Origin of the sequence: Stenotrophomonas sp. T8, assembly GCF_051853085.1 — a bacterium.
GTDB classification, from domain to species: domain Bacteria; phylum Pseudomonadota; class Gammaproteobacteria; order Xanthomonadales; family Xanthomonadaceae; genus Stenotrophomonas; species Stenotrophomonas sepilia.
This window is the reverse complement of the sequence record NZ_CP195329.1, coordinates 761,423-783,194: the sequence shown is the minus strand read 5'-3', so window position 1 is coordinate 783,194 and position 21,772 is coordinate 761,423. Positions and strand designations below refer to the sequence as shown.

Below are 21,772 nucleotides of genomic sequence, written 5' to 3'. Positions count from 1 at the left end.
TTGACCGCATCTGGTAGTGCCGGCCGCTGGCCGGCAACCTCATGATGCTGCGGGTGTCACGGGAATGCCGGCCAGCGGCCGGCACTACCACTGCACGGCTCAACGCTTCTCGAAGCGTTCCTCGAAGAATTCATCCAGCGCCTTCCACGCGCGCTTGGCCGCCCGCTCGTTGTACTGGCAGCCCGGTGGGCTGTTGGCGTCGCGCTCGGCGAAGCAGTGCACGGCACCGCTGTAGTTGGTGAACTCCCAATCGACCTTGGCCGCATCCATTTCCTTCTGGAAAGCGGCGATGTCCTCGGCGGTCACGCTCCTGTCATCGGCCCCGTTGAGCACCAGCACGGACGGATGGGCGCCACCGGCCTGCGCCGGCAGCGGCGAACCCAACCCACCGTGCAGGCTGACCACAGCGGCCAGCGGCGCACCGGCGCGGGCCAGCTCCAGCACCGTGGTGCCACCGAAACAGAAACCGACCGCACCGATCCGGCTGGCATCCAGCGGTACCTTGCCGGCCTGCGCCTTGAGCACGTTCACCGCTTCCAGTGCACGCGCACGCAGCAGCGGCCGGTCGTTGCGCAGCTTGCTGGCCACCGGTCCCGCCTCCGCATCGCTCTTCGGCCGCACGTCCTTGCCGTAGACATCAGCCACCAGCACCACGTAGTCATCACCGGCCAGCTGCTTGGCCTTCTCGATGGCCGACTCGTTCACGCCCTTCCAGTTCGGCACCATCACCAGGCCGGGGCGCTTGTCATGCTCGCCATCGTCATAGACCAGCACACCACTGAAGGTCGTGCCCTGGTGCTTCCACTCCACCGGCTGCGTCTTCATCGCCGCCCACGCCGGCATCGCCGCCAGCCCCAGCATCATCGCCACACCGCATCGCCAACGATTCATGCGCCTGCTCCGCAAGAAAAAGGGGACGGAGGGGATTAAGCCGTTTTCGCCCCTCCCGCGTCGCATTCTGCATTGGCGGCGTGACGCAGGTGTGGTTGGATACGACTTAATCCCCTCCGTCCCCTTTTTTCGCATGAATCCTGTTGATCGCTTTCTGTCTGGCCTGATCCCGCGTTTGCCTGCCGAGGATGCCCCGCAGTGGGCATATGTCCAGGGCGCCAGCGCCGAGGACCTGCAGCGCCTGCGTGTGCAGTGGCCGCAGGTGCCGGACAGCCTGGTGGAACTCCTATCGCGCGTGGATGGCACCCACTACCGGGAGTACCCCGGCGGCAAGGTCTGCGTACTGATGCTGGGCTCGGACGTGGAGGACGGTGGCTACCCGTACTACCTGCGATCAGTCGCGCAGATCTTCGAGGACCAGCAGCAGTGGGACGACAGCATCCGTTCCATCTACGAAGAGTGGCTGGATGACGAGCCGGAGATCCTGGGTAAAGGCATCGACGGTGATCTGCCGATGAGCAGGCGCCTGTGCTTCTCGCACTGCATGAACAACGGCGGCACCTCGATGCTGTACCTGGATTTCGATCCGGCACCGGGTGGCACCGTCGGCCAGGTGGTGCGCTACCTGCACGATCCGGACAGCTATGCAGTCATTGCGCCGAGCTTCGATGCGTACCTGCAGCAGCTGATCGATGGCGATTACGCGTTCATCGACGAAGACGAATGAAGGCAGCCGAGCATGGGCGTGGCTCTACAGTAGAGCCACGCCATGCGTGGATGAATTTCCCCGCAGGTTGCCGGCCAGCGGCCGGCACTACCCGCGTTCGATCCAGTGCAACGTGCCCGGCTCGAATGCCAGCAGATCCGACGCCGCCAGATGCGCGCGCGGCCAGCGGCGTTCCGGCGGCTTCGGCTGCCGGGCACCCACCGGACCGTCGTAGTCGCGCACCAGCAGGCCGATGCGCGCGGCCCCAGCCTGCAACAGCGCATCGATACGCTGCAACCACTGGCCGGCATCGTCCAGGGCTTCATCGCGGCGTGCCTGCTGATCCTGTTCATGCCGCGCCAACTGCGCCGCCAACGCGCGCGCGATCTTAGCTTCGCTCCAGCCCTTCTTCCGCCAGCGTTCGGCATCGCTGTTCCACTCACGAACCGCCTGCGCCGAGGCCAGCGACGTGCCGCAATCGCAGTGCACGGCACTCAACCACGGCTGCCAACCGGACCCGACCGCTGACTGCAGGCTGGGCGAATCCTGCGCAAACAGGCGCCGGCCACTGCGCTGCATGATCGCGGCGGCTTCAATGTGCGATAAGGATGCGGGCAGGAACAGGGTAATGAAGGTGCACACGCGGCTATCCGGGTCCGTCCGGGGATGCGCCCATGGTAACTCGCCGGGGTCAGAGCCCTTTCCTGAGGAAAGGGATCCGACCCCGATCCGGCGGATCAGGCGATGCCCAACCCCGGAATCGCGCTGATGCTGTCCGGATCGAATCCGGCCAGTTCGGCGAAATGGCGGCCACGCGCCACGTAGTCGCGGTAAGCACCAAAGCTCGGCGCACCCGGCGACAGCAGCACCACCCCGCCCTGCGCGCCCAGCGCCGTGCGCGCCAACGCCATCGCCTCGGCAAGATCGCCCGCAGCGTGCAGGCCGAAGCGGCTGGCGTCGGCCAGCGGCTGCAGCATCGCGTGGATGCGCGGGCCGTTGCTGCCCATGGTCACGATCTCCACCGGCGGCACATCGTGCGCCATGTGCTGCATGAAGTCGGTCCAGTCCAGGCCACGGTCGTGCCCGCCCACCAGCAGCGCGATGCGCTGCCCGGCGAAGCACTCCAGCGCAGCCAGGCTGGCATGCGGCGTGGTGCTGATCGAATCGTTGACGTAGGTCAGGCCATCGGCCACGCCAATCCGCTGCAGGCGGTTCGGCAGCGGGCGGAAATCCTGCACCGCCGGTGCCAGCGCCACCGCGTCCAGGCCCAGCGCTTCCAGTGCAGCCAGCACCGCGCACAGGTTGCCGCGGTTGTGGCGGCCCGGCAGCGGCGTGTTGCGGGTATCGAACACCGCCTGTTCGCCGCGATGCACGATGTCGCCCCGCATATGCCAGCCCTGCGGCTGGTTGAACCAGACCACCTCACTATCGGGCAGCGACAGTGCCGCCAGGTGCGGATCGGCGGCATTGAGCACGGCAATGCGCGGTGCGGCTTCCGTCACCAGCCGCAGCTTGTCTTCGATGTAACGTTGTTCGCTGCCGTGCCAGTCCAGGTGTTCCGGGAACAGGTTCAGCACCACTGCCACCTGCGGGTGGGCGCCACTGCGCGCCACTTCACCGGTCTGGTAGCTGGACAGCTCGACGGCCCAGTACTCGGGCGCTGGCTGCGGGTCCAGCACTTCCAGCAGCGGCAGGCCGATGTTGCCGACCAGTCCGGTGCGGTGGCCGGCCGCGCGCAACAGGTGCGCGACCAGCGCGGTGGTGGTGCTCTTGCCCTTGGTGCCGGTCACGCACACGGTGTCGTGCACGATGCCATCGTCAGCCGCATGCTCGGCGAACCACAGCGCAGTGCCGCCGATGAAGGTGGTGCCCTGCGCTGCCGCCGCCAGCGCGATCGGCTGATAGGGACTGATGCCGGGCGATTTGATCACCACGTCGAACGCGGCCAGCGCTTCAGCGGAAGGCTCGCCACGCACGTCCAGCGCGCCCTGTGTTTCCACGCGCGCGGCCCCGACTTCGGCCGCCGGGCAGAACAGGCTCAGCGGCAGCGTGGGCAGGCGCTCACGCAGCACCGCAAACGCGGCGCGGCCCTCGCGGCCCCAGCCCCACAGCGCGACGCGCTTTCCTTCAAGCTTCGAAATCTTCACGCACCCGTTCCCACAGCGCAGCCGGAACGCGGTGCTCGCCCTGCAGTTGCAGCAGCGGTGCCAGTTCCAGTTCGGCGGCATCCAGCTGCGGCTGGATCTCGTTGCAGAAGCGCTTCACCAGCACGTCTTCCTTCCACTCCGGGCGCTGCGCCAGCGTCGCCATCGCCGCACGCGATTCGCGGCCTTCGCCCACGCACTCGAACGGCTTGTGGTCCTGGAACTCCAGCAGCGCGTCGAAGCCAGCGGCCTGCTCGGCATCGTCCAGCAGGTTGCGGCCGAAGATGCGCACCAGGCGCGTCTTGGGCATGAACGGAGCCAGCGCCAGGAACACGAAATGGCACTTCGGGCAGACGCCGCACCAGCGGTTCACCGGGCGCTCGCCAAGAATGTGGAAATTGCGGTTGCAGCTGGAGAAGTGCGCGTCGTAGAAATCGGTCTTGGCGAACTGGCGGGCCACCGCCAGCTCGGACAACGGGCGCAGCAGCGAGTAGTACTGCAGGTCCGCCGCAACGTGCGCCTGTACATGGCTGCCGAAGGCCTGTTCAAACACCCAGCCCTTGGACCACTGGTGGTTCACTTCGCCGGTGCCTGGAATCTGGCTGCCGTAGCTGGCCGAACGCTCGTTGGAGAACACCACCTGGTCCACGCCCTGCAGCAACGCGGCCAGCACCATGATTGCCGAGTTCACCGCAGTGACCGGGATGTGGCCGTTCCAGGCGCCCTGGCGGTTGAGCTCGAACAGTTCCGGCGCCAGCGCACGGCCCAGGTTCAGTGTCGGCAGGCCGGTGCGCTCGGCACAGGCGCGGATCAGCTGCGAGCCACCGATCCAGGTCACCGTTTCGTCCACGCCGGCACGGCGCAGCGCTTCGATGCTGACCAGCGAATCCTTGCCGCCGCCGATGGCCACCAGCGCGTGCGGCCGCAGGCCCAGCGCCGGCGCCTGCACGGCCTCGCCCTGCACCGGCAACCGGAAGCGGCCGCGCAGGTTCAGGCCGTTGCGGTAGGCGAATTCGCCCAGGCCGTTGAGGTAAATGGTCTCCACCAGTGCGGCGGTATCGGCATCGATGCTGTAACTGTCGATGCTGACCGTATCCGGTACGCCGGCCTTGTAGTAGCTGACGCCGGCGATCAGGTGCAGCAGCTGCAGCGCACGCTGCACGGCGGCGGCGCGCGCCTCGTCCAGCACGAACGGGGCGCCGGGCACGGTGATGGTTTCCACCATCTCCGGGCCGTCGTCGAAGGCGTAGACCAGCCGGGCCACGCCGGTATCCGCTGCGAAGTCGCAGCGGACGAAGCGGAAGCGGGAAACCTGGTGTTTGTCGAAAGCAGTCATGGTGTATCCGGTCAGGCACGGGCCCGCGCGAAGGCGCGGGGCGTGTCGGTGGGCGGGTGCAGGGCGCGCGCGGTGGTCATTCGATCACGTCTTCGCGCGGCAGCTTCCGCTGGTTGTAGGTGTTGGCCATCACATAGCCGTAGGCACCGGCATCGGCGATCAGCATCACGTCGTCCGGCGCAGTGGACACCGGCAGCTTGCGGCGCTTGCCGAACACATCGCTGGATTCACAGATCGGCCCGACCACATCGAACGCCGCTTCGGCATACCCCCCCTGCCGGCTGAGGTTCTCGATGTCATGCCAGGCGTCGTACAGCGCCGGGCGCATCAGTGCGTTCATGCCGGCGTCCAGGCCGACACGGCGCACGCCGTCCTTTTCCACCACCTGGGTGGCATGGGTCAGCAGCACGCCCGATTCGGCCACCAGGTAGCGGCCCGGCTCGATCGCCAGGCGGAATGCCGGGTGCAGTGCCTTTACCTCGGCCAGGCCCTCGGCCCAGGCGTCCAGGTCGAAGGGTTCGTCTTCGTCGCTGTACGGAATCGGCAGGCCGCCACCGATATCGATGGTCTGCACGCTGCCGATCCGGCGGGCGAAACCGGCCAGCTCATCGCACATCAGGCGCCAATGCTGCGCGGTTTCCACGCCGCTGCCCAGGTGCGCATGCAGGCCCACCACGCGGCTGCCCAGTTCGGTGGCCGCGCGCACGAACTCGTCGACGCGGGCGATCGGCAGGCCGAACTTGGACTCCTTGCCACCGGTACGGACCTTGGCGTGGTGGCCCTCACCCCGGCCCAGATCGACGCGCAGCCACAGCTCGCGGTTACGGAACAGGTCCGGCCAGCGCTGCAGCGCTTCCACGTTGTCGACGGTCACGGTCACGCCCAGCGCGAACGCCGCCTCGTACTCGCTGCGCGGGCAGAAGCTGGGGGTGAACAGCACGCGCTTGGGCGACAGTTCCGGCAGGTGCTGGAACACATGCTTCAGCTCACCGTGCGACACGCACTCCAGGCCGAAGCCCTCCGCTTCCAGCAGTTGCAGGATGGCCGGGTGGCTGTTGGCCTTGATCGCGTAGTAACGCTGGTCGATCGGCTTGATCGCGGCCAGCGCACGGGCGCGGGCGCGCACCGTCGGCAGGTGGTAGACGTAGCGCGGCGTACCGGCATCGGCCAGCTGCAGCAGGTGCGCACGCTGGCCGCGCCACCACGGCGTGCCGCGCGGGCGCACGGTGCCGGCAATCTCGCGCCAGCGCGGGCCGAACACTTCGGTCTCCTCCACCGGCATCGCGCCGCTGTCGATCAGCTCTGCGTGCAGGATCGGCAGCAGGCCATCGGCATCGGCCTCGTCGATGACGAAGGTCAGGTTCAGGTCGTTGGACGACTGCGAGATCATGTGCACGCGCTCACGGCCGAAGGTCGCCCACACGTCCGACAGCTTGTGCAGCAGCGACCGCATGCCGCGGCCCACCAGGGTGATCGCCGCGCACGGCACGATCACCTTCACCTTGCAGATCTGCGACAGGTCGGCCGACAGCGCGGCCAGCACATCGGTGTTGACCAGGTTCTCGGACGGGTCCAGCGACACGGTGACGTTGGTCTCGGCCGAACCGATCAGGTCCACCGACAGGCCGTGCTTCTTGAACAGGTTGAACACATCGGCCAGGAAGCCGACCTGCTGCCACATGCCGATGCCTTCCATCGACACCAGCACGATGCCATTGCGGCGGCTGATCGCCTTCACCCCCGGCACCGGTGCGGCGCTGCCATCGATGCTGGTGCCCGGCAGTTCCGGGCGCTCGGTATCGAGGATGGCCATCGGCACGCCGGCATCGCGGCACGGCTTGATCGAGCGCGGGTGAAGCACCTTGGCGCCGGTGGTGGCGATTTCCTGCGCTTCGTAATAGTCCAGGCGGGTCAGCAGGCGCGCGTCCGGCACGTCCTTCGGATTGGCGCTGAACATGCCCGGCACATCGGTCCAGATCTCCACCCGGCTGGCGCCGAGCAGCGCACCGAAGTACGCCGCCGAGGTATCCGAGCCACCACGGCCGAGGATGGCGGTACCACCATCGGCATGCCGCGAAATGAAGCCCTGGGTGATCAGCAGGCGGGTCGGCTGCGCGCGGAAGCGCTGCATCCACTCCGCGTCGGCGCGCCACTGGCAGTTCACCGACAGCCGCTGCGACCAGTCGCTCTGGTTCGGCTGCGGCGGCATCGCGTCCAGCCACTGGCGGGCATCCATCCAGCCCATGTCCAGGCCCGAGGCGCGCAGATAGGCCGCGCCCAGGGTGGAGGACAGCAGCTCGCCCTGGCCCAGCACTTCGGCCTGCCAATCCAGCGGACGGGTGGCCGCCCGCGCATCGTCGAGCAGGCCCTGCAGTGCCGCCAGCCGTTCGGCCAGCACCTCGCGGCCCAGGCCGAGTTCGGCCAGGAAGCCCTCATGCCGCTCGACAAGCGCTGCCACGCGATCACCGCTGTCCGGCGCGCCGTCGGCAATCGCGGTCAGTTCGTTGGTGACCCCGGACAGCGCCGATACCACCACCAGCACGCGCGATCCGGTCTCTTCCGCGCGTTTTTTCGCCAGCTTCCCGATCGTGTCCCAGCGGTGACGACGCGACACCGAGGTGCCGCCGAACTTCAGTACGATCCAACGATCGACAAGGGGGGAAGCTGACATGGATTGGCTATGTAGAATGTGGGGAAGCCGCCCTCGGGGGCGGAACCTTCGATTCTAAGCGCAATATCCCCGTAGATGGCCGTCCTCCGTTACCTGCAGCTCGATGTCTTCGGCCCCCGCCCCGGAACCGGCAATCCACTGGGCGTCATCCTGGACGCCGACGCGCTCTCCAGCAGCCAGATGCAGGCCCTGGCTACCTGGCTGAACCTGTCCGAGACGGTGTTCTTCCTGCGCCCCACCGCGCCCGGCGCCGATTACCACATCCGCATCTTCACACCGACCCGTGAGCTGGCCTTCGCCGGCCACCCCAGCGTCGGTGCCGCCTGGGCGGCGGTGACCTGCGGCCTGGCCCAACCGCGCGACGGCGCCCTGCTGCAGCAATGCGCGGCAGGGTTGCTCCCAGTACGGGTGAGCGGCCCGGCCGAGGCACTGGAGATCCAGCTGGCCTGCCCGCCGGCACGGCAACTGGACACGGAGGCAGGCGGAGCGCCCGCCGCGCTGTTGGCGCTCGCTGCCGACGGGCAGGCGCCCGAACTCTGGGACAACGGCGCACGCTGGTGGCTGCTGCCACTGCGCGATGCCGCCGCCGTTCGCGAGCTGGCACCGGACATGGCCGCGCTGGCCGACTGGAGCCTTGCCACCGATGCCACCGGCGTGGCGGTGTTCGCCGACGAAGCCGGCGCCGGCCATGCCCGCGTGGTGCGTGCGTTCTGCCCCGCCGATGCCCCCAGCGTGCCCGAGGACCCGGTCACTGGCAGCGCCAATGCGCTGATCGGCGCCTGGCTGCGGCAGCGCGATGCCCTGCCCGGCGGCGAAGGCCGCTACGTGGCCAGCCAGGGCCGCGAAGTGGGCCGCGATGGCCGCGTGCAGGTGCAGGTCGACGCGCAGGGCACGGTGTGGATCGGCGGCCAGGTGCAGCCGGTCATCGACGGCCAGATCCGTTGGCTGTAGAGCCGAGCCCACGCTCGGCTGCTTCTTCTCACACCCCGACACAGCCGAGCATGGGCTCGGCTCTACAACCGCGCGTTAAGCTGCGCGCCACCCGATCCTGGAGTTTCGCCCCGATGACCACCCGCCGTTTCCTGCAGCTGGATGTGTTTTCCCCGCGCGCCGGCGCTGGCAACCCGCTGGCCGTGGTACTCGATGCCGACGGCCTGGACGATGCCAGCATGCAGGCCATCGCGCGCTGGACGCGCCTGCCCGAGACCACCTTCGTGTTTCCGCCCCAGGCCGACGGTGCCAGCTACCGGCTGCGCATGTTCAGCCCGCAGAAGGAAGTGCCGTTCGCCGGTCACCCCAGCGTCGGCACGGCGCATGCGGTGCTGCAGGCAGGCCTGGCCACACCGGTCGACGGCGTGCTGGTGCAGGACGGCATTGCCGGTGCCCTGCCGCTGCGCGTCAGCGGTGAGGGCGCGCAGCAGCGCATCGCCATCCGCACACCGCGCGCGCAGTTGGCGGAGATCGCTGAAGCCACCGATCCGCGCCTGCTGGCAGCACTGAAGGACTGGCCACTGGGCTCGCTGCCGCCGGCGCGCATGCAGGGCGGACGCAGCTGGTGGGTGGTGCAGGTGGCCGATGAAGCCGCATTGCGCGCCCTGCATCCGGACTGGGACGCGGTGGCTGCGCTGGCCGAGTCCACCGACAGCATGGGCGTGTTCGCCTATGCCTTCAGCGATGGCAGTGAGGGATTCGATCTGGCCGTGCGCGCTTTCGTCGGCAATGGTCGGCGCTTCGAGGACGCCGCCTCCGGGGCCGCCAATGCAGTGCTGGCCGCGTGGCTGGACCTGCGCGACGCGCTGCCACGTGGCCGTGCACCGTTCGAAGTCAGCCAGGGCCGCGAAGTCGGCCACGATGCGCGTCTGACCCTGCGGGTCGATGAGGACGGCGAGGTCTGGTCCGGGGGACAGGTGCAGACCGTCATCACCGGCACCCTTGATTGGTAAAGGGGTACTGTAGAGCCGAGCCCACGCTCGGCTGCTCCTCGGCCAGATCACGGGACCTGCAGAAGCCGAGCATGGGCTCGGCTCTACAGATGCGCCGGCTCAGCCCAGCTCGGCTTCCAGGCTGATCGGCACCGCGCTCAGCGCCTTGGATACCGGGCAGTTCTGCTTGGCATCATCGGCAATGGCACGGAACTGCGTCGCATCGATGCCGGGCACCACCGCCCTGACCTTCAGGCGGATCTGCGACAACTGCGGACCGCCTTCCAGCGACAGGTCGACCTTGGCTTCGGTGTCCAGCGAGGTCGGGGTGAAGCCTGCTTCGCCGAGCTTGGCTGACAACGCCATGGTGAAACAACCCGCGTGCGCGGCGGCAATCAGCTCTTCCGGATTGGTGCCCTTTTCGTCGCCGAAGCGGCTGTTGAAACCGTAGCGGGTCTTGTCCAGCAGCCCACTCTGCGGCGTGCTCAACTGCCCCTTGCCCGTCTTCAGATCGCCTTCCCAGTGCGCGGTGGCGTGTCGCGAGATTCCCATTGTGCTGCTCCTGCGTGGCGGTGATGAACGGCTACCCTCGCACGCCACGCGTTAGCCCTGCGTCGCTCCGCCGCACGCCGGACGTCGCCCCCGAGTCCGGCGCGTGGACACTTCCTCGCCAGCCCGGAACGCATTTTCCTCTTGTTTTCAGTGGTTTCGCGCACCCCACCGATCGGCGGGCGCCGGCGATCGAACACGCTGGCGTGCCCCCATCCCCCACCGCCGACCATGTACTGAATCGGCCTGGATATGAAAAAACATGCACTTTCCGCGCTTCGGGCTATTGGCGGCGCCCAAGAGTTGCCCTACATTGCGCTTGCCGACGGGGTTCGGCGCCGACCAAACAACCAACCGTTCACGGAACAGGAAACCATGGCAAAGACCGCTAAGAAGGCTGCCCCGAAGAAGGCAGCGAAGAAAGTCGCGACGAAGGCAGCCGCCAAGCCGGCCGCTCCGAAGCCGATCAAGGAAGTGCTGACCAAGTCCGGCCTGGTTGCACACATCGCTGAAGCCTCCGGCGTCGTCGCCAAGGACGTCCGCGCTGTGCTGGCCTCGCTGGAAAGCGCCGTCGCCTCCTCGGTGCACAAGAAGGGCGCTGGCTCCTTCACCCTGCCGGGCCTGCTGAAGATCACCACCGTCAATGTGCCGGCCAAGCCGAAGCGCAAGGGCATCAACCCGTTCACCAAGGAAGAGCAGTGGTTCGCCGCCAAGCCGGCCACCACCAAGCTGAAGGTGCGTCCGCTGAAGAAGCTGAAGGACGCCGCGCTGTAAGCGCGCGCCCCAACGTGGATTCCGACGGGACGGCTCTGGCCGTCCCGTTTTTTTTGCGTGCCCGGCGGTAGATCCACGCCATGCGTGGATGCGTCGCGCTGTGGCAATCCGCAACACAGCGTTGCCGCCTCCCCGGGAATGCCCGTACAGGCCCGTCGCCACTGGCCGAGCGCGGCCTGGGCAGGTGCTGGAACGTACCGGGTGGAACACTGCGTGCAGCGCCGGCCGTCGCCTCAGGCCGTGGCCTTGCCTATGGTGGGCACATCCTCCACAGCTACGGCGAGCACACCCTCATGGCCAGCCCCTCCACCCGCTACCGGATCTCGGTGACCCCCATCGAAAAGGACGGGCTGCAGTGCACAGGGCGCTGCACCATCGAACTGGAGCATCGCGCCAGCCGCGACCTGATGCGCCTGCTGGAGGCGGCCCCGCGTACCGCCGGGATCAGCGGCGACGAGCGTGCGACCCTGGTGATCGCCACCCAGCTGCTGCGCGATATCGTGCAGCGCCATGCCGAGACCGGCGGCCACGCATTGGCGGCCATCGCCGGTCAGGTCCTGCCAGCGCTGGACGCTCTGGATCAGCTGCCCTCCTCCCGCTGATCCCGGCGCAATCGCTACACTGCCGCCCTCCAGGTTGCCTCGGGGAGGAGGCAGACATGCGCAGGATCCCGTTGCTGATCGCACCCTTGGTGCTGCTGGGCTGTTCACGCCCGGCAGCACAGACGACCGGCGACATCGCGGCAGCGTCCGCTCCCGTCGCTGCTACCGCAGCCATGGACACCCGCACCGGCCCCGATCCCGCAGCAGTGCAGGCAAGTGAAATGCCGGTGCTGTCCGCTGTCGCCGACGGTGCCGAGCCGCCATCGACGATGCTCAACCGCTACGTAGCGGCGTTGCTCAACCGCGACCGCGCCGCCAGCGATGCCGCCTGGACGATCCCGCCCAGCGACCCGCGGCATGCGGACGACGCCGCGCTGCGGCAGCTGCAGGACCTGCGCACCCTGCGCCTGCACAGCGATCCCCCGGTCGCCCGCGACGATCGGCAGCCACCGCAGCTGCTTGAAGTGCCGGTGCAGATCCGCGCGGTCACCGCCAACGGTACGTTCCGCTTCGGTGGCTGGTACCGCGTGCAACCCAGCAGCGATGGCAGCGCCTGGCAGATCCAGTCGGCGCAACTGCGTCCGATGCTGGACTGAACCGTTACAGCCGCATGCACGCGCGATTCAGCCTGCACGGCTACTCTTTGATCCATCCATTCCCTGCCATCGGTCACCGCCATGCGCCTGCGTTCCCTGATGACCCGCCTCGCTGCCTCCACCGTACTGATCGCCGCTGCGATCGGCGCGCAGGCGGCTCCCTCCATTTCCGGCCGCGAACTGTCGGTGGGTGCCAGCGACGTCCAGCAGTACCTCGATGGCAGCTTCCCGCGCACCCAGGACGCCCTTGGCGGCCTGATCTCCCTGACCATGAGCCATCCTCAGCTGAGCCTTCCGGCCGGCGAGCGCTTGAACCTGGGCATGGACGTGGCACTGGCCACCGCCGGCGGCAACCCGGCCAAACTGGGTACGGTGAAGCTCAGCAGCGGCCTGCGCTACGACGCGCAGACCCAGGGCTTCCACCTGCAGCAGCCCAGCGTGGACGACTTCACCCCGGCCAACCAGGGCGGCCGCCTCGACTCACGCACCCGTGGCCTGCTCAATGCCTGGCTGAGCGACTACGCCCAGCGCGAACCGATCTACAAGCTGGACCCGGCCGTGGCCGGGGTGCTCGGCGCGCTTCAGGTACAGGCGGCACAGGTCAAAAACGGCAAGCTGGTGGTCACCTTCAACCAGAACCTGGGCAACCTGGTGCCGGCAGGCCTGCTGGGCAAATAAGGTAGTGCCGGCCGCGGGCCGGCAGCGCAGACTGCATCTGCCGGCCAGCGGCCGGCACTACCGGTATAGCGGATCACGCGGCAAGTGCCTTGACCACCGCCTCGCTGAAAGCAGGAATGTCATCCGGCTTGCGGCTGGTGATCACGTTGCCGTCTACCACGACCTCGGCGTCGCGCCAGTTCGCACCGGCGTTGGCCAGATCCTGCTGAAGGGAGGGCCAGGAAGTCAGCTCGCGGCCATCGGCCAGCCCGCTGTTGATCAGCAGCCACGGGCCATGACAGATCGCGGCGACGGGCTTGCCGGCTTCATCCACTGAGCGGATGAAGCTGAGCACCGCGTCGTCGGTGCGCAGTGTGTCCGGATTGATCACACCTCCCGGCAGCACCAGGGCATCAAAGCCCGCCGGATCCGCCTCATCCAGCGGGATGTCGACCGCGACGGCGTCGCCCCAGTTCTTCTCTTTCCAGCCCTTGATGGTCGCCTCCTTTGCGGGCGACACCACGCTGACCCGCGCACCTTCCGCTTCCAGCAGCCGTTTGGGCTCGGTCAATTCGGACTGTTCAAAGCCGTGGGTCGCGAGGATTGCGATCTGTTTGCCCTTCAATCGCTCTGCCATGGGTGCACTCCAGTTGGGGGAGTGCACAGCGTGGACGAACGGCCCTTGCACGGCGGTGACCCTGCCGTGCACGGCAGGTGGAGAGCCTCCCGCAAGTGCCGGCAGCTGGCCGGCTCCTGCATCGCGCCATGCCGGCCAGCGGCCGGCCCTACCCGGTACCGGTCAGCGCTTGGGCTGCAGCATGGTGCCGGTGCACTTGGGCGAGCCGCAGCGGCATTCCCAGATCTTCTTCAACTTGGCGGTGTGGCGCTCGGCCAGGGTGATGCCGTAGTTATAGGTCAGCTCTTCGCCAGCCTTGATATCGCGCAGCGCCTCGATGAACACCTTGTCGCCACGGCTGTCGCCGTCCTCATCTTCCTCGATCACCGCCTCGCAGTTCGGGTCGCAGCTGTGGTTGATCCAGCGCGCGTCGTTGCCCTTGTAGTTGGCATCGATCACCCAGTCGTCATTGAGGGTGAACAGGAAGGTATGGCCGCTTTCGACGTCGCCGCTGTCATCGGCATCAACGTCGCCATGGCTGCGCAGCAGGCCCTTGTACTGGATCACGCGCTCGCCCTGCTTGATCGGGGCGACGGCGAACACGCCGTTGCCATGGATGGCGGACTTGCGGGCTTGGATCTTCTTCGGCATCGGCACGGGCTGTTTGCAGCGGATGGAACAGGGATTCTCGCCCATTCCGGGTGATTGCGAAAATCACCCGGTTGGCGCAGCATGGCGCCCCGGGCAGCGCCCGCTGGCAGAGCCTCCCGGCCCGGCCCCAGCGCCGGCTGAATGCCCGGGTTGGATGGTGGCGAATAAAAGCGTACAATTTCAGTCCGCTTTAAGAACCACTCGCATCCCCATGTTGCGCGTCACCAAGCTCACCGATTACGCCACCGTCGTGCTGACCGTGCTCGCCGCCCGTCCGGGCGAGGTGCTCAGTGCCACCGAACTGGCCGAATTCACCGGCCTGGAGCCGCCCACCGTCAGCAAGGTACTCAAGCCGCTGGCCCAGGCCGGCCTGGTCGAAGGCCTGCGCGGCGTCCGTGGCGGCTACCGGCTGACCCGCCCGGCCATCGAGATCTCGCTGTTCGAAGTGGTCGAAGCGATGGAAGGGCCGCTGGCCCTGACCGAATGCAGCCACGACCACCACCAGTGCGGCATGGCACCCAAGTGCGGCGCGCGCAGCAGCTGGCGGTTGATCAACGACGTGGTCTCCGAGGCCCTGCGCGACGTCAGTCTTGCGCAGATCCTGCCCCCCCTTCCCCTTGCCGATGACGAACAGCGCCGCACCATCGCTGTCGACGTCGTCTCCTGATCCACAGGCAGCCCCCCATGGCCACCGAAACCATCGAAAACGTCGCCCACGACGACACCCCCAACCGCGAGATCCACGAGCAGCTCGGCCGCAAGTATTCGGCTGGCTTCATCACCGAGATCGAGTCGGACTCCCTGCCGCCGGGCCTGGACGAGGACACCATCCGTGCCCTGTCGGCCAAGAAGGACGAGCCGGAGTGGATGACGCAGTGGCGCCTGGACGCCTACCGCCACTTCCTGACCATGCCGATGCCGGACTGGGCCAAGCTGGAGATCGCCCCGATCGATCTGCAGGCGCTCAGCTACTACTCGGCGCCGAAGGGCCCGAAGTACGCCTCGCTGGACGACGTGCCGAAGGAACTGCTCGACACCTACGACAAGCTGGGCGTGCCGCTGCACGAGCGCGCCAAGCTGGCCGGCGTGGCGGTGGACGCGGTGTTCGACTCGGTCTCCGTCGGTACCACCTTCCGCAAGGAACTGGCTGAGAAGGGCATCATCTTCTGCTCCATGTCCGAGGCCATCAAGGAACACCCGGAGCTGGTGCGCCAGTACCTGGGCACCGTGGTGCCGGTGGGTGACAACTACTTCGCCGCGCTCAACTCGGCGGTGTTCTCCGATGGCAGCTTCGTGTTCATTCCCAAAGGCGTGCGCTGCCCGATGGAACTGAGCACCTACTTCCGCATCAACGCCGGCCACACCGGCCAGTTCGAGCGTACCCTGATCGTGTGCGAGGATAAGGCCTACGTCTCCTACCTGGAAGGCTGCACCGCGCCGATGCGCGATGAGAACCAGCTGCACGCTGCGGTGGTCGAACTGGTGGCACTGGAAGACGCGGAGATCAAGTACTCCACGGTGCAGAACTGGTACCCGGGCGACGAGAACGGCGTCGGTGGCATCTACAACTTCGTCACCAAGCGTGCCGAATGCCGCGGCGCGCGCAGCAAGGTCACCTGGACCCAGGTCGAGACCGGCTCGGCGATCACCTGGAAGTACCCCTCGTGCGTGCTGCTGGGCGACGACTCGGTCGGTGAGTTCCACTCGGTCGCGCTGACCCATCACCGCCAGCAGGCCGACACCGGCACCAAGATGATCCACGTCGGCAAGCGCACCAAGAGCAAGATCGTCAGCAAGGGCATCAGCGCCGGCCGCGGCCAGAACACCTACCGCGGCCTGGTCAAGGTCGACCGCAATGCTGATGGTGCGCGCAACTACACCCAGTGCGATTCGCTGCTGATCGGCAAGCAGTGCGGCGCCCACACCTTCCCCTACATCGAGGTGAAGAACCCGGGCGCCACCGTCGAGCACGAGGCCACCACCTCGAAGATTTCCGACGACCAGCTGTTCTACTGCCGCGCCCGTGGCATCAGCCAGGAAGACGCGGTGTCGATGATCGTCGACGGCTTCTGCAAGCAGGTGTTCCGCGAACTGCCGATGGAGTTCGCGGTGGAAGCCAAGAAGCTGCTGGAAGTCTCGCTGGAAGGTTCGGTGGGCTGACCGCCCGCCCCTGCCCCTCGCAAACGCATTCTCTTTACCGGCGGGCCCAGGCCCGCCCCACGGAAACCCCCACCATGCTGAAGATCGAAAATCTCCACGCCCGCATCGGCGACAAGGAAATCCTCAAGGGCCTGTCGCTGGATGTGAAGCCCGGCCAGGTGCACGCCATCATGGGCCCGAACGGCGCCGGCAAGTCCACCCTGGGCAATGTCCTGGCCGGCCGCGACGGCTACGAAGTGACCGAAGGCAGCGTGCAGTTCGACGGTGTCGACCTGCTGGAGCAGGACCCGGAAGCGCGTGCCGCTGCCGGCCTGTTCCTGGCATTCCAGTACCCGGTGGAGATCCCGGGCGTGAACAACACCTACTTCCTGCGCGCGGCGCTGAACGCCCAGCGCAAGGCACGCGGTGAGGAGGAACTCGATTCCATGCAGTTCCTCAAGCTGGTGCGGGAGAAGCTGGCCGTGCTGCACCTGAAGGACGAGCTGCTGCATCGTGGCGTCAACGAAGGCTTCTCCGGCGGCGAGAAGAAGCGCAACGAGATCTTCCAGCTGGCCGTGCTGGAACCGAAGCTGGCGATCCTGGACGAAACCGACTCGGGCCTGGACATCGACGCGCTGAAGAGCGTGGCCGACGGCGTCAATGCGCTGCGCGCCGCCGACCGTTCGTTCCTGGTCATCACCCATTACCAGCGCCTGCTGGACTACATCAAGCCGGACGTGGTGCACGTGCTGGCCGATGGCCGCATCGTCAAGAGCGGCGGTCCCGAGCTGGCGCTGGAACTTGAAGCGCACGGCTATGATTTCCTGAAGGACCGGGTCGTGCCCGAGGCGGCGGTCTGATGAGCGCCCTGCTCGACTCGATGGCCCAGGCCTTCTGCGGCAGCGATGCGCGCCGCGAAGTGCTGGATGCGGCCCTGCGCGACGGCCTGCCGGCCGCACGCAATGAAGCCTGGAAGTACACCTCGCTGCGCCAGCTGGAACGCCGTGCGTTTGCTGCGGCACCGCTGCAGGGCCCGGCGCTGGACGCCGCGCTGCTGGACGACATCCCGGCGCCGCGCCTGGTGTTCGTCAACGGCCGCCTGGATGCCGCGCTGAGCGACGTGCATGCCCTGCCGGCCGGCGTGCAGCTGCAGCCGCTGTCGGCCGCACTGGCCTCCGGCGAAGACGCCGTGCGTTTCCTTGGCCGCCGCTACGAGCGCAGCGAGGAGATCTTTGCCCGCCTCAACGCCGCACTGGCCGATGAAGGCGTGGTGCTGCGCGTGGACGAAGGCGTGCAGGTCGACGTGCCGCTGCAGCTGGTATTCGCCAGTGTGGCCGGCGAGACCGACCTGGCCTGGCATCACCGCCACCTGATCGAACTGCGTGCCGGCGCCAGCCTCGGCGTGGTCGAGCACCGCTTCAGCGTGGGTGACTCCGCCCACCTGGACAACACCGTGCTGCATGCCCACGTCGCGCGCGACGCCGTGCTCAAGCACGCCCGCGTGCAGGCCGGCAGCGCACGCCAGACCAGCTTCCTGCGCACAGACGCGGTGTTGGCCCGCGACGCGCAGTACCACCGCGTCGACCTGGAACTGGGCGCCGCGCTCAGCCGCCATGAACTGAACGTGCGCCTGGAAGGCGACAATGCCCGGCTGACCGCCAACGGCGTGCTGCTCGGCAATGGCCGCCGCCACGTCGAAACCCGCCTCGGCATCGACCATATCGCCCGCGATACCGCCTGCGAGCTGCTGTGGCGCGGCGTCGCCGCCAACCGCAGCCGCGTGGTGTTCCATGGTGGCATCCAGATCCGCGAAGGCGCCGATGGCACCGACGCGAACCTGTCCAACAAGAACCTGCTGCTGTCGGCGGACGCCGAAATCGACACCCAGCCGACGCTGGTGATCGACGCCGATGAAGTGAAGGCCGCGCACGGCGCGACCGTTGGCCAGCTCGATGCCAATGCGCTGTTCTACCTGCGCTCGCGCGGCCTGCCGCAGGCCCAGGCGCAGGCGCTGCTGAGCGCTGCGTTCTGCCATGAACCGCTGAAGATCCTGCCGGACGCGCTGCGCGCGCAGCTGGCACGCCGCCTGGACAAGGCCCTGGCCGAGGCGGGTGTGGCATGAACCTGTCCACGCCGCGCCCGATCGAAGAACGCACCGGCGCTCCCGACTGGGACCGCGTCCGCCTCGACTTCCCGCTGCTGATGCGCGAAGTACATGGCAAGCCGCTGGTCTATTTCGACAATGCCAACACCGGCCAGAAGCCGGTGCAGGTGATCGGCGCGGTGGACGAGTTCTACCGCCGTTACAACGCCAACGTCAGCCGCGCGGTGCATGCACTGGGCAGCGAAGCCACCGATGCCTACGAAGGTGCGCGCAACACGCTGGCGCGCTTCCTCAACGTGCGCCCCAGCGAGCTGGTGCTGTGCAGCGGCACCACCTTCGCCATCAACCTGGTGGCGTATTCTTGGGCGCTGCCGCGGCTGAAGGCCGGCGACGTGATCCTGGTGTCGCGCATGGAGCACCACGCCAACATCGTGCCGTGGCAGCTGGTCGCGCAGCGTACCGGTGCCACCATCCGCGTGGCCGAGATCACTCCCGATGGTGCGCTGGACCTGGATGCGCTGCGCGCGGCGATGACCCCGGAGGTCAAGCTGCTGGCGGTCACCCATGTCTCCAACGTGCTGGGCACGGTCAACCCGGTGCGCGAGATCTGCCGCGAAGCGCGCAAGCGCGGCATCATCACCGTGGTCGATGGCTCGCAGGCCGTGCCACACCGCAAGGTCGACGTCGCCGCGATCGGCTGCGATTTCTACGCCATCACCGGCCACAAGATGTGCGGTCCAACCGGTACCGGCGCGCTGTGGGCGCGTCGCGAGCACCTGGACGCGATGCCACCGTTCCTCGGCGGCGGCGAGATGATCAAGGAAGTCAGCTTCGACGGCACCGTGTTCAACGATGCCCCGCACAAGTTCGAAGCCGGCACCCCGAACATCGCCGGTTTCATCGGCCTGGGCGTGGCCGCCGACTACCTGCAGCAGCTTGGCCAGGACAACGTGGAGGCGCGCGAAGCCGAACTGCTGGCGCACTTCACCGAAGAGCTGCGCCGCGTCGATGGCCTGCGCATCATCGGCCAGGCACCGGAGAAGGCCGCCGTGGTCTCGTTCCTGATCGATGGCGCGCATGCCCACGACCTGGCCACCCTGCTCGACCTGGAAGGCGTGGCCGTGCGCTCGGGCCAGCACTGCGCACACCCGCTGCTGCAGTACTTCGGCGTCGCCGCCACCTGCCGCGCCTCGCTGGCGTTCTACAACACCCACGCCGAGATCGAGCGCTTCATGACCGCGCTGACCAAGGTGCGCAAGCTGCTGGGGTAAGACTCACAGCGCAGCCGGAAGCAACGAGAACGCCGCGGGAAACCGCGGCGTTTTTCATGGCGCCGCCAAGGGCAGGATGGAAGACACGCAGAGCTCCGCAGGCCATTGCCCAAGGTGCCCCTTGCCGTAAGGGAACGCGGGTTGGCCCGCCGATACGATTCCGGTGAGTTCAACCGCCTGCTCCGACGGCAGCGCCGTGACGGGAATTCCATTCACCCACACGCCGTCGGCCGCCCATGGATCCTGCACCGGTGGCCCCGGGTGCAGCGCAGACATTTCGAAGCTCTCAACGTAGGCACCCCGTACGCGCACCAGTCTGCCGTGATAACGCATGGGATCGGCACGCAGCGCCTCCACCGTCACTGGCAACGCACGGGACGCACTGAAACGCGGGCACCCCAGGCCGTTGGGCGCGATGCCGCCACTCTCCTCGTGCGCCGGCAGGCAAGCCAGAAGAGCCACAAGCAGGACAGTTGCGGCCAGCGCGATTCCCTTCGGTATGCCCACCCCTGCACTCCGCCTGGCATTTGAAGAATGCACGAGCATAGCGGTTGCCAGGACCGCCGAGGGTCTCCCCCATTTGCGCCCGCCCACTGCCCACCTAAAATGCCCCCATGAGCACCCTGACCTTCCGCGCCGCCACGCCGGCCGACATCCCCGCCCTGATCGCCCTCGTCACCTCGGCCTACCGTGGCGACGCCAGCCGCGTGGGCTGGACTACCGAAGCCGACCTGCTGGATGGCGCCCGCATCGACGCCGAAGGCATCCAGGCCGACCTGGACCGCCCCCGCTCCACCATCCTGCTGGCCGAGCGCGAAGGCGTTCTGGTGGCCTGCGCCCACGTTGCCGACGTTGAGGGCAAGGGCTACTTCGGCATGTTCTCGGTCGACCCCGCACAGCAGGGCGGCGGCGTCGGCAAACAGCTGATGGTCGCCGCCGAAGCCCACGCCGCACGCGAATGGAACGTGCCGGTGATGCAGATGACGGTGATCGACGTACGCGACGAACTGATCGCCTTCTACGAGCGTCGTGGCTACCAGCGGACCGGCATCAAGAAACCCTTCCCGTATGGCGACGAACGCTTCGGCATCCCCAAGCGCGACGACCTGCGCTTCGAGATCCTGGAAAAACCGCTGGCCGGAGCGGCCGCGTGAGCGATACCTGGACCTTCGTGTGCGCCAGCAACGAGCTGCTGCCCGGTGAAATGAAGAGCGTGTTCGACGAGGTGACCGGCACCCCGATCGTGGTGTTCAACCTCGACGGCGAGCTGTACGCGCTGGAAGACCAGTGCACGCACGAGGAATTCGAGCTGTCCTCTGGCGAATTCAACACCGCCGAAGGCAGCGTGGAGTGCGTACTGCACGGTGCGCGCTTCGACGTGCGCGATGGCCGCGCCCTGTGCGCCCCGGCCTATACCCCGGTGCCCAAGTTCCCGGTGAAGCGCGAGCACGACGCCGTCTGGACCCGCGACGACCGCGATTGAGGCGGCGCACGGCCTGGGGGTATCCACCCTGGGCTGGATCTGCAGGAGGCCCCGCAAGGGCCTTCGCAGGGCGTTCCCCGGCCGCCCCGGCGTCCCGCAGCACCCCGTACATGCGAATCATTATCGTTGATGTTATCCTACGTAACATCTTCGTAACGACTTCGCCCCCGCGCCATGGCTTCGCCCGCGCCCACTGCCACGTTGTGCCAGCTCGCTCGCCAGGAGTGGCCGCTGGCCGTGGCCGTGCTGCTGACGCTGCTGCTGGGCTGGTCGGCGCTGCACGAAGGGCGCGGCAGCGACCCGACTGCCCAAGGGTGGCAGGCACATGCCGAAGGCTTGCGCCAGGTCATGCCATTGCCGGCGCCGTCGGCGGACGAGTGCCCGCAACATGCTGCACCTGCACCGGAGCCGCCGCTTGAGGGTGAGGGCAACACGCCCTGCGCCGGACTGGCCCCCCTGCGCGCGCCCCTGGTCGCACATATCCCGCTATGGCGCTCCGATGCCCTGCGCCGGCAACTGCACGATCCCGCACTGCGATTGAACCCCGGCCACGCACCGCCCGCACCGCACGCCAGCTGAGGCGCCCTGCGGCTGTTGCCGTGCGCCTGAAGTCGTTCGCCGCATCGCCGGGCATCAGCTCGGCTCTACAGAAGACGCTCC

The 21,772-nt window shown here is 67.6% G+C and carries 24 protein-coding genes; 15 read left to right on the top strand and 9 right to left on the bottom strand.

The window, feature by feature from the left end:
- Window positions 1-99: 99 nt before the first annotated feature.
- Window positions 100-891, bottom strand: a complete 792-nt coding sequence (locus tag ACSDHM_RS03735; protein ID WP_111007893.1) for a dienelactone hydrolase family protein — start codon at window positions 889-891, stop codon at window positions 100-102.
- Window positions 892-1,024: 133 nt separating this feature from the next.
- Here ACSDHM_RS03735 and ACSDHM_RS03730 point away from each other — a divergent pair, with 133 nt between their 5' ends.
- On the top strand, window positions 1,025-1,618 hold the full coding sequence (locus ACSDHM_RS03730; protein WP_088496736.1) for an SMI1/KNR4 family protein: 594 nt from the start codon (window positions 1,025-1,027) through the stop codon (window positions 1,616-1,618).
- Window positions 1,619-1,705: 87 nt separating this feature from the next.
- Here ACSDHM_RS03730 and ACSDHM_RS03725 read toward each other — a convergent pair whose 3' ends face one another.
- The 4 genes from ACSDHM_RS03725 to ACSDHM_RS03710 all read right to left on the bottom strand — a co-directional run bounded on the left by ACSDHM_RS03725 (window position 1,706) and on the right by ACSDHM_RS03710 (window position 7,748).
- Window positions 1,706-2,239: a hypothetical protein gene (locus ACSDHM_RS03725; RefSeq protein WP_088496735.1), complete on the bottom strand. Its 534-nt coding sequence runs from the start codon at window positions 2,237-2,239 to the stop codon at window positions 1,706-1,708.
- A 95-nt stretch (window positions 2,240-2,334) separates the two neighbouring features.
- Window positions 2,335-3,744 carry a UDP-N-acetylmuramoyl-L-alanine--D-glutamate ligase gene (gene murD / locus ACSDHM_RS03720; RefSeq protein WP_088496734.1) on the bottom strand — a complete coding sequence of 470 codons (1,410 nt, stop codon included), beginning with the start codon at window positions 3,742-3,744 and terminating at the stop codon, window positions 2,335-2,337.
- Window positions 3,725-5,077, bottom strand: coding sequence for a UDP-N-acetyl-alpha-D-muramoyl-L-alanyl-L-glutamate epimerase (murL, locus tag ACSDHM_RS03715; RefSeq protein WP_439426667.1), 1,353 nt, complete (start codon window positions 5,075-5,077; stop codon window positions 3,725-3,727). Before murL ends, murD begins: the two co-directional genes overlap by 20 nt.
- 76 nt (window positions 5,078-5,153) lie before the next feature.
- Window positions 5,154-7,748, bottom strand: a complete 2,595-nt coding sequence (locus tag ACSDHM_RS03710; protein ID WP_072168632.1) for a bifunctional aspartate kinase/diaminopimelate decarboxylase — start codon at window positions 7,746-7,748, stop codon at window positions 5,154-5,156.
- A gap of 75 nt (window positions 7,749-7,823) precedes the next feature.
- Here ACSDHM_RS03710 and ACSDHM_RS03705 point away from each other — a divergent pair, with 75 nt between their 5' ends.
- Complete coding sequence (locus tag ACSDHM_RS03705; RefSeq protein ID WP_439426666.1) at window positions 7,824-8,699, top strand: PhzF family phenazine biosynthesis protein; 876 nt, start codon at window positions 7,824-7,826, stop codon at window positions 8,697-8,699.
- A gap of 113 nt (window positions 8,700-8,812) precedes the next feature.
- Window positions 8,813-9,691 (top strand): PhzF family phenazine biosynthesis protein, encoded by an 879-nt coding sequence (locus tag ACSDHM_RS03700; protein ID WP_088496730.1) that lies wholly within the window; start codon window positions 8,813-8,815, stop codon window positions 9,689-9,691.
- 99 nt (window positions 9,692-9,790) lie between these two features.
- Here the strand turns inward: ACSDHM_RS03700 and ACSDHM_RS03695 are convergent, their stop codons facing one another.
- On the bottom strand, window positions 9,791-10,222 hold the full coding sequence (locus tag ACSDHM_RS03695) for an OsmC family protein (protein WP_072168629.1): 432 nt from the start codon (window positions 10,220-10,222) through the stop codon (window positions 9,791-9,793).
- Between the two features lie 372 nt (window positions 10,223-10,594).
- Here ACSDHM_RS03695 and ACSDHM_RS03690 point away from each other — a divergent pair, with 372 nt between their 5' ends.
- The 4 genes from ACSDHM_RS03690 to ACSDHM_RS03675 all read left to right on the top strand — a co-directional run bounded on the left by ACSDHM_RS03690 (window position 10,595) and on the right by ACSDHM_RS03675 (window position 12,869).
- Window positions 10,595-10,993: an HU family DNA-binding protein gene (locus ACSDHM_RS03690; protein ID WP_072168628.1), complete on the top strand. Its 399-nt coding sequence runs from the start codon at window positions 10,595-10,597 to the stop codon at window positions 10,991-10,993.
- A gap of 293 nt (window positions 10,994-11,286) precedes the next feature.
- Window positions 11,287-11,595, top strand: coding sequence for a DUF3861 family protein (locus tag ACSDHM_RS03685; protein WP_005415605.1), 309 nt, complete (start codon window positions 11,287-11,289; stop codon window positions 11,593-11,595).
- 56 nt (window positions 11,596-11,651) lie between these two features.
- Window positions 11,652-12,191 (top strand): hypothetical protein, encoded by a 540-nt coding sequence (locus ACSDHM_RS03680; RefSeq protein ID WP_439426665.1) that lies wholly within the window; start codon window positions 11,652-11,654, stop codon window positions 12,189-12,191.
- A gap of 81 nt (window positions 12,192-12,272) precedes the next feature.
- Complete coding sequence (locus ACSDHM_RS03675) at window positions 12,273-12,869, top strand: DUF1439 domain-containing protein (protein WP_005415603.1); 597 nt, start codon at window positions 12,273-12,275, stop codon at window positions 12,867-12,869.
- Between the two features lie 73 nt (window positions 12,870-12,942).
- On the opposite strand, the gene ACSDHM_RS03670 is transcribed toward ACSDHM_RS03675, so the two are convergent.
- Both ACSDHM_RS03670 and ACSDHM_RS03665 read right to left on the bottom strand, forming a co-directional pair.
- A complete protein-coding gene (locus ACSDHM_RS03670) occupies window positions 12,943-13,485 on the bottom strand; it encodes a type 1 glutamine amidotransferase domain-containing protein (RefSeq protein ID WP_005415602.1) in 543 nt (180 codons plus the stop codon).
- A gap of 162 nt (window positions 13,486-13,647) precedes the next feature.
- Window positions 13,648-14,115, bottom strand: a complete 468-nt coding sequence (locus ACSDHM_RS03665; RefSeq protein ID WP_012479369.1) for an SET domain-containing protein — start codon at window positions 14,113-14,115, stop codon at window positions 13,648-13,650.
- A gap of 211 nt (window positions 14,116-14,326) precedes the next feature.
- Here ACSDHM_RS03665 and ACSDHM_RS03660 point away from each other — a divergent pair, with 211 nt between their 5' ends.
- From ACSDHM_RS03660 to ACSDHM_RS03640, 5 genes are all read left to right on the top strand, one after another.
- Window positions 14,327-14,782, top strand: coding sequence for an SUF system Fe-S cluster assembly regulator (locus tag ACSDHM_RS03660; RefSeq protein ID WP_049414161.1), 456 nt, complete (start codon window positions 14,327-14,329; stop codon window positions 14,780-14,782).
- A gap of 17 nt (window positions 14,783-14,799) precedes the next feature.
- Window positions 14,800-16,275 (top strand): Fe-S cluster assembly protein SufB, encoded by a 1,476-nt coding sequence (gene sufB, locus ACSDHM_RS03655; protein ID WP_072168626.1) that lies wholly within the window; start codon window positions 14,800-14,802, stop codon window positions 16,273-16,275.
- A 74-nt stretch (window positions 16,276-16,349) separates the two neighbouring features.
- Entirely contained in the window at window positions 16,350-17,114 is a 765-nt protein-coding gene (gene sufC, locus ACSDHM_RS03650) for a Fe-S cluster assembly ATPase SufC (RefSeq protein ID WP_439426664.1), read from the top strand.
- On the top strand, window positions 17,114-18,376 hold the full coding sequence (gene sufD, locus ACSDHM_RS03645; protein WP_439426663.1) for a Fe-S cluster assembly protein SufD: 1,263 nt from the start codon (window positions 17,114-17,116) through the stop codon (window positions 18,374-18,376). Before sufC ends, sufD begins: the two co-directional genes overlap by 1 nt.
- Window positions 18,373-19,629: a cysteine desulfurase gene (locus ACSDHM_RS03640; RefSeq protein WP_065196580.1), complete on the top strand. Its 1,257-nt coding sequence runs from the start codon at window positions 18,373-18,375 to the stop codon at window positions 19,627-19,629. Before sufD ends, ACSDHM_RS03640 begins: the two co-directional genes overlap by 4 nt.
- A gap of 54 nt (window positions 19,630-19,683) precedes the next feature.
- On the opposite strand, the gene ACSDHM_RS03635 is transcribed toward ACSDHM_RS03640, so the two are convergent.
- A complete protein-coding gene (locus ACSDHM_RS03635) occupies window positions 19,684-20,175 on the bottom strand; it encodes a hypothetical protein (protein WP_065196581.1) in 492 nt (163 codons plus the stop codon).
- Between the two features lie 68 nt (window positions 20,176-20,243).
- Between ACSDHM_RS03635 and ACSDHM_RS03630 the strand changes: the two genes are divergently transcribed.
- The 3 genes from ACSDHM_RS03630 to ACSDHM_RS03620 all read left to right on the top strand — a co-directional run bounded on the left by ACSDHM_RS03630 (window position 20,244) and on the right by ACSDHM_RS03620 (window position 21,691).
- Entirely contained in the window at window positions 20,244-20,783 is a 540-nt protein-coding gene (locus ACSDHM_RS03630) for a GNAT family N-acetyltransferase (protein WP_072168623.1), read from the top strand.
- Complete coding sequence (locus ACSDHM_RS03625) at window positions 20,780-21,112, top strand: non-heme iron oxygenase ferredoxin subunit (RefSeq protein WP_005415593.1); 333 nt, start codon at window positions 20,780-20,782, stop codon at window positions 21,110-21,112. Before ACSDHM_RS03630 ends, ACSDHM_RS03625 begins: the two co-directional genes overlap by 4 nt.
- A gap of 174 nt (window positions 21,113-21,286) precedes the next feature.
- Window positions 21,287-21,691, top strand: a complete 405-nt coding sequence (locus tag ACSDHM_RS03620; protein WP_088496724.1) for a hypothetical protein — start codon at window positions 21,287-21,289, stop codon at window positions 21,689-21,691.
- The last annotated feature ends 81 nt before the right edge of the window (window positions 21,692-21,772 follow it).